Annotated in this window: 13 protein-coding genes; 8 read left to right on the top strand and 5 right to left on the bottom strand. The window is 61.2% G+C overall.

All coding sequences use genetic code 11. The annotated features are described in order from the left end of the window. Positions 1-128 precede the first annotated feature (128 nt). From MCB86_RS11850 to dnaB, 6 genes are all read left to right on the top strand, one after another. Positions 129-2,303 (top strand): PAS domain-containing protein, encoded by a 2,175-nt coding sequence (locus tag MCB86_RS11850; RefSeq protein ID WP_045160750.1) that lies wholly within the window; start codon positions 129-131, stop codon positions 2,301-2,303. Between the two features lie 179 nt (positions 2,304-2,482). After that, entirely contained in the window at positions 2,483-2,905 is a 423-nt protein-coding gene (rpsF, locus tag MCB86_RS11845) for a 30S ribosomal protein S6 (RefSeq protein ID WP_045160751.1), read from the top strand. Between the two features lie 28 nt (positions 2,906-2,933). Beyond that, entirely contained in the window at positions 2,934-3,164 is a 231-nt protein-coding gene (gene rpsR / locus MCB86_RS11840; protein ID WP_019340128.1) for a 30S ribosomal protein S18, read from the top strand. 34 nt (positions 3,165-3,198) lie between these two features. Continuing rightward, positions 3,199-4,092 carry a hypothetical protein gene (locus tag MCB86_RS11835; protein ID WP_239611071.1) on the top strand — a complete coding sequence of 298 codons (894 nt, stop codon included), beginning with the start codon at positions 3,199-3,201 and terminating at the stop codon, positions 4,090-4,092. Positions 4,093-4,112: 20 nt separating this feature from the next. Next, positions 4,113-4,559 carry a 50S ribosomal protein L9 gene (rplI, locus tag MCB86_RS11830; RefSeq protein WP_045160753.1) on the top strand — a complete coding sequence of 149 codons (447 nt, stop codon included), beginning with the start codon at positions 4,113-4,115 and terminating at the stop codon, positions 4,557-4,559. Positions 4,560-4,719: 160 nt separating this feature from the next. Next, positions 4,720-6,114: a replicative DNA helicase gene (dnaB, locus tag MCB86_RS11825; RefSeq protein ID WP_045160754.1), complete on the top strand. Its 1,395-nt coding sequence runs from the start codon at positions 4,720-4,722 to the stop codon at positions 6,112-6,114. Between the two features lies 1 nt (position 6,115). Here dnaB and MCB86_RS11820 read toward each other — a convergent pair whose 3' ends face one another. Together MCB86_RS11820 and MCB86_RS11815 are read right to left on the bottom strand one after the other, a co-directional pair. Further along, positions 6,116-6,817: a YafY family protein gene (locus tag MCB86_RS11820; protein ID WP_239611069.1), complete on the bottom strand. Its 702-nt coding sequence runs from the start codon at positions 6,815-6,817 to the stop codon at positions 6,116-6,118. 60 nt (positions 6,818-6,877) lie between these two features. Then, positions 6,878-7,243 (bottom strand): VOC family protein, encoded by a 366-nt coding sequence (locus MCB86_RS11815; protein ID WP_239611067.1) that lies wholly within the window; start codon positions 7,241-7,243, stop codon positions 6,878-6,880. A gap of 296 nt (positions 7,244-7,539) precedes the next feature. Here MCB86_RS11815 and alr point away from each other — a divergent pair, with 296 nt between their 5' ends. Continuing rightward, positions 7,540-8,616: an alanine racemase gene (alr, locus tag MCB86_RS11810; protein ID WP_239611065.1), complete on the top strand. Its 1,077-nt coding sequence runs from the start codon at positions 7,540-7,542 to the stop codon at positions 8,614-8,616. On the opposite strand, the gene MCB86_RS11805 is transcribed toward alr, so the two are convergent. Continuing rightward, complete coding sequence (locus MCB86_RS11805; protein ID WP_239611062.1) at positions 8,604-10,469, bottom strand: diguanylate cyclase; 1,866 nt, start codon at positions 10,467-10,469, stop codon at positions 8,604-8,606. The genes alr and MCB86_RS11805 overlap by 13 nt on opposite strands. 164 nt (positions 10,470-10,633) lie before the next feature. On the opposite strand from MCB86_RS11805, the gene MCB86_RS11800 reads away from it, so the two are divergent. Then, positions 10,634-12,919 carry a YgiQ family radical SAM protein gene (locus tag MCB86_RS11800; protein WP_045160759.1) on the top strand — a complete coding sequence of 762 codons (2,286 nt, stop codon included), beginning with the start codon at positions 10,634-10,636 and terminating at the stop codon, positions 12,917-12,919. Positions 12,920-12,967: 48 nt separating this feature from the next. On the opposite strand, the gene MCB86_RS11795 is transcribed toward MCB86_RS11800, so the two are convergent. Together MCB86_RS11795 and MCB86_RS11790 are read right to left on the bottom strand one after the other, a co-directional pair. Continuing rightward, a complete protein-coding gene (locus tag MCB86_RS11795) occupies positions 12,968-14,932 on the bottom strand; it encodes a methyl-accepting chemotaxis protein (RefSeq protein ID WP_239611060.1) in 1,965 nt (654 codons plus the stop codon). A 48-nt stretch (positions 14,933-14,980) separates the two neighbouring features. Then, on the bottom strand, positions 14,981-16,594 hold the full coding sequence (locus tag MCB86_RS11790; protein ID WP_045160762.1) for a PleD family two-component system response regulator: 1,614 nt from the start codon (positions 16,592-16,594) through the stop codon (positions 14,981-14,983). Positions 16,595-16,673 lie beyond the last annotated feature (79 nt).

Here is a 16,673-nt window from a genome sequence, read left to right as displayed (position 1 = left end):
TCCTTGTGCGGTCAATTACCTGTTCTGAGGCTGACTGGCGGTCTCTGAGTTAATGTTTGGTTGGGGCCTGGGTCACGGGCACCAGCGTTTGATCGCGGCCGGCGACAGGCTCGCATCATGGAGGTTGTATGCCGCAACGCCCGCCTTTCGAGGCATTGTTCAGGTCTTCTCCGAACGCCTATCTGCTGCTTGATCGGGAGCTCGTCATCCTGGATGCCAACGAGGCATACCTGAGGCTTACGGCGCGGACGCTCGAAGACATCGTCGGGCGGCGCATAGACGACGCGTTCGCCGCTGATCCGCAGGCGCCTGAAACCACTCACGTCGAACAACTACTGGACTCCTTTGCCCGGGTGCTGCGCAACAAGGCTCTGGATACGCTGCCGGTCATCCGCTACTCGATCGCGGTGAGCTCCGATCGCGGGGCGTCCTACGAGGACCGTTACTGGAGCGCGACTCATACACCGCTGTTCGATGAACAGGGCGAAGTGAGCGCTATTCTGCAGCACACCGTGGATATCACTGAGTTGCAGTCGCTGAAGGCATCGCTGCGTTCGACTGAACTAAGAGGCCAGCCCTTGCAGCAGATCGAGGCCGCAATCATGTCGCGCGCCAAATCGATACAGGCTGAAGGCACACAGCTGCGCCAGTTGTTCGCTCAGGCGCCGGGTTTCGTCTGTTTTCTGCGCGGTCCGGGGCACGTGTTCGAGTTGGTCAACGAGGCTTATCAACAGCTGACAGGTCACCGCGAGCTCATTGGGAAAAGGGTGGTCGATGCCTTGCCCGAGCTCCGAGGGCAGGCGTTCATCGATCTGCTGGATCAGGTTTATCGGTCCGGCGAGCCCTTCATCGGCAGAAGTATGCGGGCGCTGCTACAGCGCCAACCCGACACGGCACCTGAAGAGGTATTCGTCGATTTCGTCTTCCAGCCGATCATCGAGCGTGATGGGCAGGTCTCGGGCATTTTTGTCCAGGGCAGCGACGTGACCGAGCAGCAGCGCAGTCAGCGGGAACTGCAGGAGCATCGTGAACATCTCGAGGAGCTGGTTCGCGACCGGACGCGCGAGCTGATGCATAGCGAATCCGAGCGGCGAGTGGCGGAGGCTGCGCTGATCCAATCGCAGAAGCTCGAGGCGGTGGGTAAGCTGACCGGTGGCATTGCCCACGACTTCAATAACATGCTGCAGATCATTGGTGGCAACCTCCAATTGCTGCGCCGTAACCTGGGTGCCGACGAGACCGCGCAGCGACGTCTGGAGTCGGCGGTCGGTGGCGTGGAAAAAGGTGCACGACTGGCATCACAGTTGCTTGCGTTCGCCAGCCGGCAACCGCTTCAGCCGCAGTCGGTCGATCTGGGGGATCTGCTGGGGCAGATGAGCGAGTTGCTGGACGGCGCGTTGGGGCGGGCTGTCCGGGTGAATGTCGACGTCCAGCCGGATCTGTGGCCGGTTTTTGTCGACGTGGGCAACCTGCAGGCCGCGATTCTCAACCTTGCGGTCAATTCGCGCGACGCGATGGCAGATGGCGGTGCGTTGCATGTGCGTCTGTGCAACCGCTCGCTGAACACTGAGCAGTTGGCGGCGCAACCGGATGCCGCTGCGGGTCCCTACGTGGAGCTAAGCGTCATCGACGAGGGTGAAGGGATGCGTCCGGAGGTCCTGGAGCGAGCATTCGAGCCGTTTTTCACGACCCGCAAGGATGCCAATGGTTCTGGTCTCGGCTTGAGCATGGTTTATGGCTTTGTCAGACAGAGCGGTGGCTTCGTCGTGTTGGAGAGCGAAGAAGGCCGTGGCACGTCCGTCCGGGTTTATCTGCCGGCCACCGCTGCTGAGGGTGCACAAGAGACTCCCGGGCCGTCGATTGCCGGCAATCCGGAGCCAGCGATCGCGACAAGTGTCAGTGCGGTCGAGGTGACGCCGAAGGCGTCCGATGGCTTGAGTATTCTCTTCGTAGAAGACGATCCGACGTTGCGGATGTTGACCGGCGAAGTGATCGAGGAGCTCGGACACGAAGTCAGCCTCTGCGAGTCGGCGGAGGCTGCACTGGAGATGCTGGGGCAGCGTCGTTTCGATGTTCTCCTGACGGATGTCGGGCTGGCGGGTATGAGTGGCATTGAGCTGGTGCGTCAGGCCAAGTCGCAGGATGCGGCGCTGAGCGTGGTCATCGCTTCCGGTTATGCCATCAATGCCCGAGACGAAGGTCTGGAAGATCTGCGCACCATGCTCAAGCCTTACGACATTCATCAGGTCAGGACCTTGCTCGAAAGCATTCGGGCCGAGCGGTCCGCCGCGGGGCACGGCTGAGGAGGGCTGGTTAAATAATCACCAAAGCGCCTTGCGTGGTGGGCCGGGCTTCTCTAGAATTGCGCCCCTTGCCCGGATGGCAGGTGTTTGCGCGCCTCTCTGGCAGGCAAGACAACATACTCATTCACTCCTTGCCTGACCCGTGTTGTGCGGCAGGCTGCAACCCGTAAGGAGCAACAATGCGTCATTACGAAATCATCTTTCTGGTCCACCCCGACCAGAGCGAGCAGGTTGGCGGCATGGTGGAGCGTTACACCAAGCTGATCGAAGAGGACGGTGGCAAGATCCATCGGCTGGAAGACTGGGGTCGTCGTCAGCTGGCTTACGCCATCAACAACGTGCACAAGGCTCATTACGTGATGCTGAACGTTGAGTGCAGCGGCAAGGCACTGGCTGAGCTGGAAGACAACTTCCGCTACAACGACGCCGTCATCCGTAACCTGGTCATTCGTCGCGATGAAGCCGAGACTGAACAGTCCGAGATGCTGAAGGCCGAGGAAAACCGTAGCGAGCGCCGTGAGCGTCGTGATCGCCCTGAATCTGACTCTGTCAACGATAACGACAGTGACAGCGACAGCAGCGACAACAACGCTGACGAGTAATCCACGGACCTATTGAGGAGCCTATTTCATGGCACGTTTTTTCCGTCGTCGTAAGTTCTGCCGTTTCACTGCAGAAAACGTGAAAGAGATCGACTACAAGGATCTCAACACGCTGAAGGCCTACATTTCCGAAACCGGCAAGATCGTTCCTAGCCGTATCACCGGAACCAAAGCACGCTATCAGCGCCAGCTGGCTACCGCTATCAAGCGCGCCCGCTTCCTGGCCCTGCTACCCTACACCGACAGCCACGGCCGTTGATCGAACTGTTCGGCAGACGTAAAGGATAAATCGCATGCGCGCCCTGGCTGACTTCATCATGCGCGGCCGCATGCAGGCGATTGTTGTAGTGGCTGGCTCTGCGGCGCTGCCGATGTTGTTCTGGCTGTGTGCTGCTGCAGGAAGCCTGGTGTTGTTGCGCCGCGGGCTGAATGACGCGCTGGGCGTATTGGTCTGGGCTGTATTGCCCGCACTGGTCTGGTGGTACTTCGGCGATCCGCGCACGTTGCTGGTATTGCTGGGATCGTTCGGGTTAGCGCTGCTGTTGCGCAACCAGCGCTCCTGGCCCCGTGTGATGCTGTGTAGCGTAGGGCTCGGGTTGTTGTATGCCTGGGCGCTTGGAGTGGTTTTTGGCGAGCCGATCGCGGCGCTCGCTGCCGAGTTGCAGAAAATGTTGCCCGACATGCTGTCGGACGCCTATCAGCAACTTTCGGTGGAAGAGCAGGCGCGTTTGGGGGCTTTGCTGACACCGGTTCTAACCGGCTTGTTGGCGGCGCTGCTGCAGATCACTACGCTGCTCAGTTTGATGCTGGGACGGTATTGGCAGGCGCTGCTGTACAACCCAGGTGGCTTCGGTCTCGAGTTTCGGACGCTGCGTTTTTCGCCAGCGCCGGCAATGGTGCTCCTCGCGGGCATGTTGCTTGGACCGAGTCTCGGTGTGCAGATGGCGATGCTGGCCCCGCTGTGCAGTGTTCCGCTGGTGTTTGCCGGTATTGCGCTGGTGCACGGGCTGGTGGCGAAGAGCCGGATGTCACGGTTCTGGCTGGTGGGGCTTTACGTCACGCTGGTGCTGTTCATGCAATTGATTTATCCGTTACTGGCCATCTTGGCCATTGTCGACAGCTTGTTTGATTTTCGCGGTCGGGCATCTCGTGATGACGATGCGGGACCTGCGAACGGTGAAGGTTAAGTTAAAGAGGTAAGACTCAAATGGAAGTCATCCTGCTGGAAAAAGTCGCAAACCTGGGCAACCTGGGCGACAAGGTAAACGTCAAGTCTGGTTACGGTCGCAACTACCTGCTGCCGCAGCGCAAGGCTACTGCCGCTACCGCGGCTAACATCGCCGAGTTCGAAGCTCGTCGTGCCGAGCTGGAAAAAGCGGCTGCCGAGCGTAAGGCCTCTGCCGAAACTCGCGCTGCTCAGCTGTCCGAGTTGGAAGTCACCATCACCGCTACCGCGGGCGATGAGGGCAAGCTGTTCGGGTCCATCGGTACTCACGACATCGCCGATGCGCTGACCGCTTCTGGCGTTGAAGTGGCCAAGAGCGAAATCCGCTTGCCAAACGGCACCATCCGTCAGGTTGGTGAGTACGACGTAGCCGTGCATCTGCACACCGACGTCGAAGCGACCGTGAAGCTGATCGTGGTTGCTGGCTGAGACCGGCCTGCGTCTGGCACCCCTGGTGCCTGACGCGTAACATCGGGCACGTTTCCACGCGAGTGGAACGTGCCCTTTGTCTTTTCTGAACATAAGAAGTCTGTTGCCGTTTCGTCGAGCCGCACTGAGACGATGACAGGCTCCGAGAATACCGAGTGCCATGAACGACATCAGCGTCCCCCAACAGTACGATCTGGAAACCGCCGCACTCAAGGTGCCGCCGCATTCCATCGAGGCCGAACAGGCCGTTCTTGGCGGCCTGATGCTGGACAATAATGCCTGGGAGCGTGTGCTCGACCAGGTCTCCGATGGCGATTTCTATCGCCATGACCATCGGCTCATCTTTCGCGCCATTTTCACCCTGGCCGAGCGCAACTCGCCATTCGATGTGGTAACGCTGTCCGAACAGCTGGACAAGGAAGGTCATCTGCCTCAGGTGGGCGGGCTCGCCTATCTCGGTGAGCTGGCGAAAAACACCCCGTCCGTGGCGAACATCAAGGCGTACGCGCAGATCATCCGCGAACGCGCAACGCTGCGCCAACTGATCGGCATCAGCAACGAGATCGCCGACAGCGCCTATGCGCCGCAGGGCCGTACCGGTGAAGAGATCCTCGACGAAGCCGAGCGACTGATCTTTCAGATCGCCGAAGCGCGCCCCAAGACGGGTGGGCCGATGGGCATCAACGACATCCTGGTCAAGGCGATCGACCGGATCGACTCGCTGTTCAATGCCGGTGAGGCGATTACCGGCCTATCGACCGGCTTCACCGACCTGGACGAGGCCACCAGTGGCTTGCAAGCAGCTGACCTGATCATCGTTGCTGGTCGCCCCTCGATGGGTAAGACGACCTTCGCGATGAACCTGGTGGAAAACGCCGTGCTGCGTTCCGATAAGGCGATTCTGGTGTTTTCGCTGGAAATGCCAGCCGATTCCATCGTGATTCGTATGCTGGCCTCGCTGGGCCGTATCGACCAGACCAAGGTGCGGACCGGCAAACTCAGCGACGACGACTGGCCGCGGTTGACCTCGGCGGTCAACCTGCTCAACGACCGCAAGTTGTTCATCGACGATACCGCCGGCATCAGCCCGTCGGAAATGCGCGCCCGAACGCGGCGTCTGGCACGCGAGCACGGGGAGATCGGCATGATCATGGTCGACTACCTGCAGCTGATGCAGATCCCTGGTTCCAGCGGCGATAACCGGACCAACGAGATTTCCGAGATTTCTCGCTCGCTGAAAGGTCTGGCGAAGGAGTTCAATTGCCCGGTGATCGCGCTGTCGCAGCTCAACCGCTCGCTTGAGCAGCGACCCAACAAGCGTCCGGTCAACTCCGACCTCCGTGAATCCGGAGCCATCGAGCAGGACGCCGACATCATCATGTTCGTCTATCGGGATGAGGTCTATCATCCGGAAACCGAGTACAAGGGCGTCGCCGAAATCATCATCGGCAAACAGCGGAACGGTCCAATCGGCACGACACGCCTGGCATTCCTCGGCAAGTACTCGCGCTTCGAGAACCTGGCACCTGGCAGTTATCAGTTCGACGACGAATGATTCAGGATCTGTAGACCGGTGTCATGGCCTCGCCACACAGATACGGGGCGAGATAGTCCTCCAGTCGCTGCCCAGGGGCCGGATGGTAGGTCTCGTCGAGGTCGTCCAGGCTGTCCACCCGGTCTATGCGGAAGTTGCGAAAGCCATTGCGCAACTCGCACCAGCTACACAGCGTCCAGGTCTGCCCCCAGAAGAACAGGCCCAGCGGCCAGATACGCCGCAGGCTGGCTTGCCCGCTTTCGTCGCGGTAGCTCAGTTGCAGCTTGCGTCGTTGACGGATCGCCTGGCGCAGCTGACCGAGCCAATGCACCGGATAGACGTTCACCTCCGGGGCGAATAGGCGGTTGCCATTGAGCTCTTCACGCAGGGCAGCGGGTAGCACACCGTGGATTTTCGCCAGTGCCGACTCAGCGGCCCGCTGCAGGTCGGGGTCAGCCCAGGCGTTGACCATGCGCGCACCGACCACTAGCGCTTCGATCTCTTCACGTTCGAACATCAGCGGCGGCAGATCCATGGGCTGGCGCAGCACATAACCGACCCCAGCTTCGCCCTCCAGCGGCACTCCGGAGAGTGACAGATCCTGAATGTCGCGGTAGATGGTGCGCACCGAGACCTGCAGGCGCTCGGCCAGCCACTGCGCCGTGGTCAGGCGACGGCTGCGCAGGAACTGGACGATCTGGAACAGGCGGTCGGCGCGTCTCATGCTCTTCCTTGGCGGTCGCGATGATCGGGCGAGCGATTGCTCGCCCGCCCGGGTGGCGGGTCAGGACATGCTGTGCAGGCCTACTTCATTGCCTTCGCTGTCTTTTATCACAGCGATGTAACCATGGGGAGCGATGGACATCTTGCCCTGAATGATCACGCCCCCGGCCGCCGGTACCCGGTTCACCACGTCAGCCAGTTGCCCTTCGACATTCAGATAGATCCGAGTGCCGCCGATACCGCTTTGCTGTTCAGGCGCGTGGCTCAGGCACCCACCGACGCCGTTGTCCGGGCCGTGGGGAAACAGGGCCATGCGTCCGCCCATGCCCTCCATTGTCTCCAGCGAGGTTGCCAGGGCCTGCTCATAGAACCGACGGGCGCGCTCGAAGTCACTGACGAACAGTTCGAACCAGTTGATTGCATTCATCTCTCTCTCCTTGGAATGGCAATGTCAGCAGGCGAGTGCCGTGGATGGCGTGCTTTGGCCTGCGTAGACCACTCTAAGTCAGGGCTACTGACAGCTTACTGTCAGTAGCCTCAGCGGGCTTCGTCTGGCGGCTGGTGCGTGCTGGAAGGTTGGTGCGCTTAGGTCGGCTTAACAGCACACACTGCTGAGTGAGCAGTTTCGTGGCGCCCGGTAAGTGTTGTTGATCGCCAGACGTTTGCAGCTTGAGGGGCGAGAGTTAAGATGATTGGCTCCAGTACCCCCGCAGAGCCCGCTCCATGCGCCCCCTAGTTGCAACCATAGATCTGTCCGCGCTTCGTCACAATTATCTCTTGGCCAAACGTTGCGCTCCCGGTCGCCAGGCATTTGCGGTGGTCAAGGCCAACGCCTATGGGCATGGCGCGCGCGAGACGGTGACAGCGTTGCGTGAGATTGCCGACGGTTTTGCCGTGGCTTGCCTGGAAGAGGCCGAAGATATTCGCGCCAGCGCGCCGGGCGCGCGGATTCTGCTGCTCGAAGGCTGTTTCGAGCCCGCCGAGTATTTGCGAGCCGCCGAGTTGGGGCTGGATGTCGCCATACAGGACCAGCGCCAGGCCGAATGGTTGCTAGCCGCTGATCTGTCCCGTCCACTGAACGTCTGGCTGAAGCTCGACTCGGGCATGCACAGGCTGGGCTTCACCCTGGAAGGCCTGCGGCTGTGCCATGCGCAGCTCAAAGGATTGGGACAGGTTGCCGAGCTGAATCTGATCAGCCACTTTGCCTGCGCCGACGAGCGCGGCCATCCGCTGACCGGGCTTCAGTTGGAGCGCTGTGGCGAGCTGCTGGAATTGGCGTTCGACAATTGTTCGCTGGCCAACTCAGCCGCTGTGCTGACGCTGCCCCAGGCGCACATGGCCTGGATTCGTCCCGGTATCATGCTGTACGGCGCCACGCCTTTCTCAGAGCTGAGCGCGCAGACGCTAGGGCTCAAGCCCGCGATGACGCTGACAGGCGCGCTGATCGCGATTCGTGAGCTGCAGCCTGGTGAAAGTGTGGGCTACGGTGCCGGTTGGGTGGCACAGCGCGCCTCGCGGATTGGCACCGTCAGCTGTGGGTACGCCGATGGCTATCCGCGCACCGCCCCTTCCGGCACCTCGGTGGTGATCCATGGCCAGCGCGTGCCGCTGACCGGTCGGGTGTCGATGGATATGCTGGCCGTCGATCTAACCGACGTGCCGCAGGCGCAGCTCGGTGATGGGGTGGAGTTGTGGGGTGCGCAAATGCCGATCGACGAACTGGCGCAGGCCTGCGGGACTATCGGCTACGAGCTGCTGACCAAAGTCACCGGCCGGGTGCCGCGCCGCTACGTTGGCTGATTCTCCGACGCTCGTTGCCCATCCTGCTGCATCCACTTCCCGCGGCCTTGATGCTTGGCGCGGTAGAGCGCCTGGTCCGCTGCCTTGTAGAGCTGAGCGAAGTCCTCCGCGTGATGGGGAAAGAACGCAGCGCCAACGCTGATCGTGACCGCCAGGCTAATCTCGCCATGGGGTACGGGTTGCGACAGCTCCTGCAGCAATCGCTCGGCGATGCGTCCGGCTACCTGCTCTACATTTGGACCAGTCAACAGCACGGCGAACTCATCGCCGCCGAGGCGGGCTGCCATGTCGTTGTCGCGAAGCTGGCTGGCAAGGCGCTGGCCTAACGTGCGCAGCAGCAGGTCGCCGGCATCGTGGCCGTGCTTGTCGTTGATAGGTTTGAAATGGTCCAGGTCGATCAGCAGCAGGGCGACGGATTCGTGGCGGCGTCGAGCGTCGCTCAACGCCATCTCGACACGCTCGATGAGATAGCGGCGGTTGGGCAGCTCGGTCAGCGGGTCGTGGAAGGCGACCTGCTTCAATTCGACCTCCCGTTCGCTGAGATGTCGGTTGGCTTCGGCGAGCTCGGCGGTGCGGGTTTCCACGGCGAGGCTGAGCTGCTCGGCGCTGGCTTGAACCTGTTTCAGTCGTGCGGTCTTTTCCTTATCGGCATGTTCCAGAGCTGCTGCCCGCTCCTGCTTGAGGATCTGGATGCGGTAGGCCAGCGCGAAGGAGAACAGGATGGATTCCGCGGTCACCGCCAGTGGGAAGAGGTAGGCGTTCCAGGCCGCGGGCTGAACCACACCGGTGGCACGTAGCAAAAGCAGATTGACGCTACCTAGGATCACGCCGAAACCGAGCAGATAAAGCAATGCTGGGAAGTAACCCTGACGCCAGCGACGGAACGACGCCCACAGCGAGGCAGGGATGGCGGTGAGCGCCAGCGCCACGAATACCCAGGCGCCGAACGCGCGCCAGCCAAAGGCATTGAGCAGCACGGCGGTGACATAAAGGGTCAAGGCAAAGGTCAGTAGGCGGTGCGCCCAGGGCACGAACTGGCGCGTCTGCAAAAGCGTCTGGGTGAAGCGGCAGGCACTGAAACCCCATAGCGCCGGGATGCTGATGCGGTCGAGCCAGAAGGGTACCGGGCCGTCCGGCCAGAGGTACTGAAAGCCATGGCCGGTCATCGCCAGGATCATCAGTAACGCGCCGCTGGTCGTTACCACATACCAGAAGTAGGCGTTGTCGTGCAGGCTGAGAAAGATGAACAGGTTGTACAACAGCATCGCCAGGATGACGCCATAAATCAGGCCGAGAAACAGGTTCTCGCCTACCGCCTGTTCCTGCAACGCGTCGAGCTGCCAGACCTTGAGTGGAAAGGAATTGCCGGCCGGGTCGTAGCTGCGCAGATAGAAGGTTGATGGCTGTTGGTCGCTGAGCTGCGGAAGGCGGAACAGCATGCGCCGATAGGCATGGTCACGTCCTTCGTCAAAACTCACCAGCTCTCCGGATTGCCGCTCAATCCAGCCGCCGTTGCCGTCCGGCAAATAGATGCGGAGGTCCTTAAGGGTGACCGATCCGACCTCCAGCCACCACTGCGATGGCGCGTCGCTATTTCGTTGCAGGCTGACGCGGATCCACCAGGGGTGCGGGCTTTGCCCGACACTGGCTTTGCCCTCGGCTGGCTGAAAGCGCGCCTGAACCTCTGGGCGTTGCAGGTCGGCCACGCTCAGTTGCGCACCTGGGTCCGCCAGCAACGCAACCTGCTCGTTCAAGCTGCGACCACTGTCGCTGGCGCTGAGGACGGCGGTTTCGGCATGGGCTGAGCCCTGGTTGCAAAGGCTCAGGAGCAAGGCGAAAAGGACGGTGCGCACCGAATACTCCCGGGCTTGAGGCAATATTGTCGCGCGATTATAGCGGGCGAAAGTGACAAGGCGCGCGCCCGTCGCGAAGGCCGATAAGACCCCGCGTAGCAGTCGGATTTGGTCATTTTTTGTGCTATATTCCGCGCCCGTTTTCGTTGCCCCGGTTCCTCGCCATGCACGCAGCCAAGCCCCTTTTCGACTATCCCAAGTACTGGGCCGAGTGTTTCGGCCCGGCACCGTTCCTGCCGATGAGCAGGGAGGAGATGGATCAGCTAGGCTGGGATTCGTGCGACATCATTGTCGTCACCGGGGACGCCTACGTCGACCATCCATCGTTTGGCATGGCCATTATCGGTCGTCTGCTGGAAGCGCAGGGATTTCGCGTTGGCATCATCAGTCAGCCCGACTGGCAGAGCAAAGATGACTTCATGAAGCTCGGCGAGCCGAATCTGTTCTTCGGGGTTGCTGCCGGCAACATGGATTCGATGATCAATCGCTACACTGCCGATCGCAAGGTGCGCTCTGACGACGCTTATACCGCGGGCGGCTTGGCCGGCAAGCGACCGGACCGCGCCAGCTTGGTCTACAGCCAACGCTGCAAGGAGGCCTACAAACATGTGCCTGTGATACTCGGCGGTATCGAGGCCTCGCTGCGCCGCATCGCCCATTACGATTACTGGTCGGACAAGGTACGTCGTTCGATCCTGATGGACGCCACGGCCGACATCCTGCTCTACGGCAACGCCGAGCGCGCCATCGTCGAAGTGGCGCAGCGCCTGGCCCGGGGTGAGTCGATCGAAGCCATCACCGACGTGCGCGGCACCGCGTTCATCCGCAAGGATTCACCGGACGGCTGGTTCGAGATCGACTCGACCCGTATCGACCGGCCGGGCAAGATCGACAAGATCATCAACCCCTACGTCAATACCCAGGACCTTTCTGCCTGCGCCATCGAGAAGGACAAGGGCCCGCAGGACGATCCCAACGAGGCCAAGCCGGTCGAGCTGCTGCCGCACCCGAAACTCGAGCGTGACCGCACGGTGATCCGCCTGCCGTCGTTCGAGAAGGTGCGCAACGACCCGGCGCTATACGCCCACGCAAACCGTGTGCTGCACCTGGAGACCAACCCCGGCAACGCCCGCGCACTGGTGCAGCGTCACGATGATCACGAGCTGTGGCTCAACCCACCGCCGATTCCGCTGACCACCGAGGAGATGGACTACGTGTTCGCCGCGCCCTATGCGCGCGTTCCGCACCCGGCTTATAACGGGGCGAAGATCCCGGCCTACGAAATGATCCGTTTCTCGGTGAACATCATGCGTGGCTGCTTCGGTGGCTGCACCTTCTGCTCGATCACCGAGCACGAGGGCCGAATCATCCAGAGCCGTTCCCACGAGTCGATCCTGCATGAGATCGAGGAGATGAAGAACGTGCCGGGCTTTACGGGCGTGGTCTCCGACCTCGGCGGCCCGACCGCCAACATGTATCGTCTGGCCTGCAAGAGCCACGAAATCGAGAAGCACTGCCGCAAACCGTCCTGCGTATTCCCCGGTATCTGCGAGAATCTCGATACCGACCATAGTTCGCTGATCGAGCTGTACCGCAAGGCGCGGGCGCTGCCTGGCGTGAAGAAGATCCTGATCGCCTCCGGGCTGCGCTACGATCTCGCCGTCGAGTCGCCGGAGTACGTCAAGGAGCTGGTCACCCATCATGTTGGTGGCTATCTGAAGATCGCGCCGGAGCACACCGAGCGGGGCCCGCTGGACAAGATGATGAAGCCGGGGATCGGCAGCTACGACAAGTTCAAGCGGATGTTCGAGAAGTATTCGAAGGAGGCGGGCAAGGAGCAGTACCTGATCCCGTACTTCATCGCCGCGCACCCCGGCACCACCGACGAGGACATGATGAATCTCGCGCTGTGGCTGAAGGGTAACGGCTTCCGCGCTGACCAGGTGCAGGCGTTCTATCCGTCGCCGATGGCCTCGGCTACTGCGATGTACCACACCGGCAAGAATCCGCTGCGCAAGGTGACCTACAAGAGCGAAGGCGTCACCGTGGTCAAGAGCGAGGAGCAGCGCCGTCTGCACAAGGCATTTCTGCGTTATCACGATCCCAAAGGTTGGCCGATGCTGCGTGAGGCGCTGATCCGCATGGGCCGCGCCGACCTGATCGGCAATGGCAAGCATCAGCTGATCCCGGCGCACCAGCCAGCCACCGAGGGTTACCAGAGCGCGCGGCGCAAGAACTCCACCCCGGTCGGTAGCAAGAAGGCCGGGCAGGGCGGCAAGATCCTCACCCAGCACAATGGCCTGCCACCGCGCAGCCATGATGGTAATGCTTGGGACAAGCGCGAGCAGGCCAAGGCCGCGGCCGAGGCCCGGCGCAAGGCAGCTGCCGGTGGCGGCAAGCCATCCGGCAAGGGGCGCAAGCCTTCCCAGCGTCCCGTCGCGCCACGTTGATAGCCGCTATCAGCGGCTCTGGCCACTTCACGACTGGGCAGGGCGCGCTTAGTCCTTGAAGGCAAGCGTCGCCTGGTTCAGTTCGCTGGCCAGGTGCAGCATCCGTTCGCTCTGCTCGCGGCCGCGATTGATGTGCGCCAGATTGCTGTCACCGAGCTGATGGATGCGTTCGCTGTGATCGCGGATCTCGCTTACCGCCTCGCTCTGCTGTGCGGTGGCATCGGCAATCTGCACGGCCATATGTTCGATTGAGCCGATAGTGACGACGATCTGATTGAGTGCGGAGTCGGCGGTTTCGGCCAGTTGGGCGGTCGCTTCGGCATGATTGACCTGCGTTCGCATGGCCTCGACGGATTGGTGGGCGGCCAGCTGCAGGTTGCCGATCAACTGCTGAATTTCATCGGTGGCGCCACTGGTGCGCTGCGCCAGTGTGCGCACCTCGTCGGCGACTACGGCGAAACCGCGACCTTGCTCGCCAGCTCTGGCGGCCTCGATCGCGGCATTCAACGCCAGCAGATTGGTCTGCTCGGCGATCGAGCGAATCACGGTCAGCACTTTGCCGATGGTGCCGGTTTCGTCGGCCAGATGCTCAATCGCGCGTGCGTTGTTTTGCACTTCGCTAACCAGACTATGCAACCCCGTCAGACTCTTGCTGATGACGGTCTGGCCGTGGTTGACCGCCTGGCTTGCGGCGCGACCGGCTTCGGCCGTCTGCCCGGCACCGTTGGCCACGGCCTGGATGGTTGCTTCCAGTTCCTCCAGAGAGTCTCGAATCTGAGCGGTATCGCTGTTCTGGCGGCTGGCGCTCTGATGCAGATCACCGCTCAGTTCCGCGAGGCTGCGGCTATTGCCAGTTACCGCCTGGGCATGCTGGCGCAGCGTGCCGACGAGGGTGAGTAAATAGCTGCGCAGCTGGTTGAGCGAGGCACCGATCTCGTTCATTTCCGGCGTTCGGAAACGAAGCCCGATGGGCTTCTCGAAATTACCTCCCGCCCAGGCTGAAAGGACGGGTACAAGCTGCCCCAGTGCGCGCGTCAGCTGGCGCTGCAAGCGATCGATCGCAAAGGCAATCAGCAATATCAGGGCGATGATCGTGCCCTGGATAATGCGTACTTCCGATTGGATCCGTCCATGCTCGGCGCGTATCACCGGCTCCAGCTCGGCAAGCGCACGTTGCAGAGCGGCGATTTTCTGTTCGCTGCTGGCCAACAGTTCGCTGCGCTGGAGGATCAGTTCGCGGGTCCGCTGAAGCTCGCCGGGATAGCGTTTGATCAGAGCGAGCAAGTCGCGCTTGAGCGAGATGCCCTGGTCTTCGCTGGTCGGCCCCTGTGGTTGGTCATCCAGATCAAGCAATGCGGCGAAAGCGCTGGCGCCGGAGCGTTGTTCGGTTGCGATGCCAAGCAGGGGCAGCGAATCAAGTTTGCTGGCTTCTTCGCCCAGCGCCTGCAGAGCCTGCTCCACTTCCGTCGCCAATTCGTCCCGCCCGCTGCTCACCAGCTTGCCGCGTGCATGGCTGAGGCGCAGCAGCTGGCGGACGGACTCGAACAGGGGCATCTGGTATCGGCTTGCAGTCGGCTGAGTGCTTTGCGTCGTATAACGCTGCAACTGCGCCAGCGCGCCGGCCATCTCCCGTTCGGCCTGCAAGAGCAGACCCTGTGGATCTCCGGCGAGTTTGCCAGCAGCCAGAAGCTCAGTGGCAGTGAACTGATTGAGCTGCGCAAGGCTGGGCCGTAGACGGTCGGCGAACTGGCTCGGCAAGACCGCTACATCGTCTGCCAGACTGTCCAGCGCCTGCATCGCGGCGTTGTGGCGTACCGCGTTGCCGTCAGCTAGATAACCGTGGATGTTACTGGCAACTTCATGTTCGAAGCGTTGCGAAAGGCCCAGGTAGCGATCCATCAGCTGATAGGGACGCTGTAGCGCCCGCTCCGACCACCAGAGCGTGATGCCTAATGCGAGGCAGATTGCAACGAGCAGGCATGTGTTGAGGGTGGTGATCGACTTCAGACGCATCCTGACCTCCGGTCGTTGGGGAGGTCAGCAATGTATGGCTATTTGATGTCACTCGCGTGACAGGAGGAACCGCTCTACTCGGTTACGACCGGCGTTTTTCGCACGATAAAGCGCTTCATCTGCTTGTTGGGTCAGCGACTTGATGTCGGCGTCTGGCGTCAGTTCGGCGATACCACAACTGAAGGTGCAGCAGAGATCCGCCTGTTGCGCCGGATAGCGTATCTCGGCAAAACGCTGACGGATATCGTCGAGCACTTTCACCGCGTCTTCCGCCTGGGTATCTGGCAGCACCACAGCGAACTCCTCGCCGCCATAGCGACCGATATGGTCGGTCTTGCGCAGACGCTGCTTGAGGAACAGGGCCAGGCTCTTGATGACCCGGTCGCCCATGGGGTGTCCATAGGTGTCGTTGACCTTCTTGAAATGGTCGATATCGATCATGGCGAAGCACAGTGGCTGGCCGTCGCGGCGTGCGCGTGAGCTGGCATCCTCGAGCAATTGCAGGCTGTGTGTATGGTTGTAGAGCCCGGTGAGGCTATCACGAACGATTCTGGCCTTAAGGTTGCGTGCTCGCTCGGCACGGGTGCGCACTGTGGCGATCAGATGGCTGGGCTTGATCGGTTTGGTCAGGAAATCATCGCCCCCTTCATTCATCGCATCGAGCTGTTTTTCGAGGTCGTCTTCTGCCGACAGGTAGATGATCGGTACGCTCACGTAGCGTTCGTGCTGACGAATCACCTTGGCCAACTCGGTACCCATGCATTCAGGCATGTACATGTCGAGGATGATCAGGTCGGGTTGAAACTCGGCCAAATAGTTGATGGCCTGAATCGGCTCGTTGAGCGTCTGGGTGATTATCCCGGCATTGTTCAGAACCCGCTCGGTGTGCGTCGCCTGTGCACGTGAATCATCGATGATGAGCACCCGGAAAGGCTCGTAGTGGGCGGTACGGGTGAAAATTTCGATCTTTTCCAGCAGGTTCGAAGCGTCAATGGTGCCGGTAAAGAATTCCAGCCCACCGGCACGTACGGCGGCCAGCCGCATCGGGGTATCCGTTTCCTGATGGCTGAAGAAGATCAATGGCAGCTTCTCCTCCAGACCTTGCTGCACGCGTTCGGCGAGCTTCAGGCCTTCACCGGAGCCGTTGAAGTCGACATCCATGACCAGCGCCGCGGGATGGCGCTCATGCATGGCGGCCAGAAATTCGCTGTCGCTGGTGAAAGCCCGAGCGGCCATGCTGAAGAATTCGAGTTGCCGGACCACATGCTTGGCGCGCTCATGGTCGTCCAGCGCGATGTAGACGGGCTTGCTCAACGGCGGAACGTAGCCCGATTGCCCACGCGGGTCGCCGTGACGAAGACCGGTACGCGCGAGGCGATAGACCAATTGACTGAGCGTGGCGATGGTGTCGCTCGATAAACGTCCGCGGTTGTCCTTGATATCAGCCAGGCAGCTATCGATGCCGAGTGCCAGTTGGCGATGCTCGGTCTGCTCGAAGCGCTCGGCAAATCGACGCAAGCGCTGATTTGCGTCAGCGAGCGCGGTCCGGTAGTTGTCGTTCCATTCGCCGCGCTGCAGCTGTTGCCAAACTTCGAGCACCTCGCGTGCCTGATGGATGACTCGTTGCGCGAAGTGCTGTTTTAGTTCTTCCTGGTCCGACATGTCCGGTTCCCTGGCCCGCTGGCGCAGTGCTTTCAGAGGTCGCTATGGTGGCGTGATGCTACCACTGTATGGGCGTTGC

It is taken from the genome of Pseudomonas sp. KSR10 (assembly GCF_022355455.1).
Taxonomy (GTDB): domain Bacteria; phylum Pseudomonadota; class Gammaproteobacteria; order Pseudomonadales; family Pseudomonadaceae; genus Stutzerimonas; species Stutzerimonas stutzeri_E.
This window is presented reverse-complemented; position numbering and strand designations above follow the sequence as displayed.

What these genes read in the sequence shown, in the direction of transcription:
- MCB86_RS11850 (WP_045160750.1), top strand. Translation starts at nt 129, where the DNA reads ATGCCGCAACGCCCGCCTTTCGAGGCATTGTTCAGGTCTTCTCCGAAC.
- MCB86_RS11790 (WP_045160762.1), bottom strand. Translation starts at nt 16,594, where the DNA reads ATGTCGGACCAGGAAGAACTAAAACAGCACTTCGCGCAACGAGTCATC.
- rpsR (WP_019340128.1), top strand. Translation starts at nt 2,934, where the DNA reads ATGGCACGTTTTTTCCGTCGTCGTAAGTTCTGCCGTTTCACTGCAGAA.
- dnaB (WP_045160754.1), top strand. Translation starts at nt 4,720, where the DNA reads ATGAACGACATCAGCGTCCCCCAACAGTACGATCTGGAAACCGCCGCA.
- alr (WP_239611065.1), top strand. Translation starts at nt 7,540, where the DNA reads ATGCGCCCCCTAGTTGCAACCATAGATCTGTCCGCGCTTCGTCACAAT.
- MCB86_RS11815 (WP_239611067.1), bottom strand. Translation starts at nt 7,243, where the DNA reads ATGAATGCAATCAACTGGTTCGAACTGTTCGTCAGTGACTTCGAGCGC.
- MCB86_RS11835 (WP_239611071.1), top strand. Translation starts at nt 3,199, where the DNA reads ATGCGCGCCCTGGCTGACTTCATCATGCGCGGCCGCATGCAGGCGATT.
- MCB86_RS11820 (WP_239611069.1), bottom strand. Translation starts at nt 6,817, where the DNA reads ATGAGACGCGCCGACCGCCTGTTCCAGATCGTCCAGTTCCTGCGCAGC.
- rpsF (WP_045160751.1), top strand. Translation starts at nt 2,483, where the DNA reads ATGCGTCATTACGAAATCATCTTTCTGGTCCACCCCGACCAGAGCGAG.
- MCB86_RS11800 (WP_045160759.1), top strand. Translation starts at nt 10,634, where the DNA reads ATGCACGCAGCCAAGCCCCTTTTCGACTATCCCAAGTACTGGGCCGAG.
- rplI (WP_045160753.1), top strand. Translation starts at nt 4,113, where the DNA reads ATGGAAGTCATCCTGCTGGAAAAAGTCGCAAACCTGGGCAACCTGGGC.
- MCB86_RS11795 (WP_239611060.1), bottom strand. Translation starts at nt 14,932, where the DNA reads ATGCGTCTGAAGTCGATCACCACCCTCAACACATGCCTGCTCGTTGCA.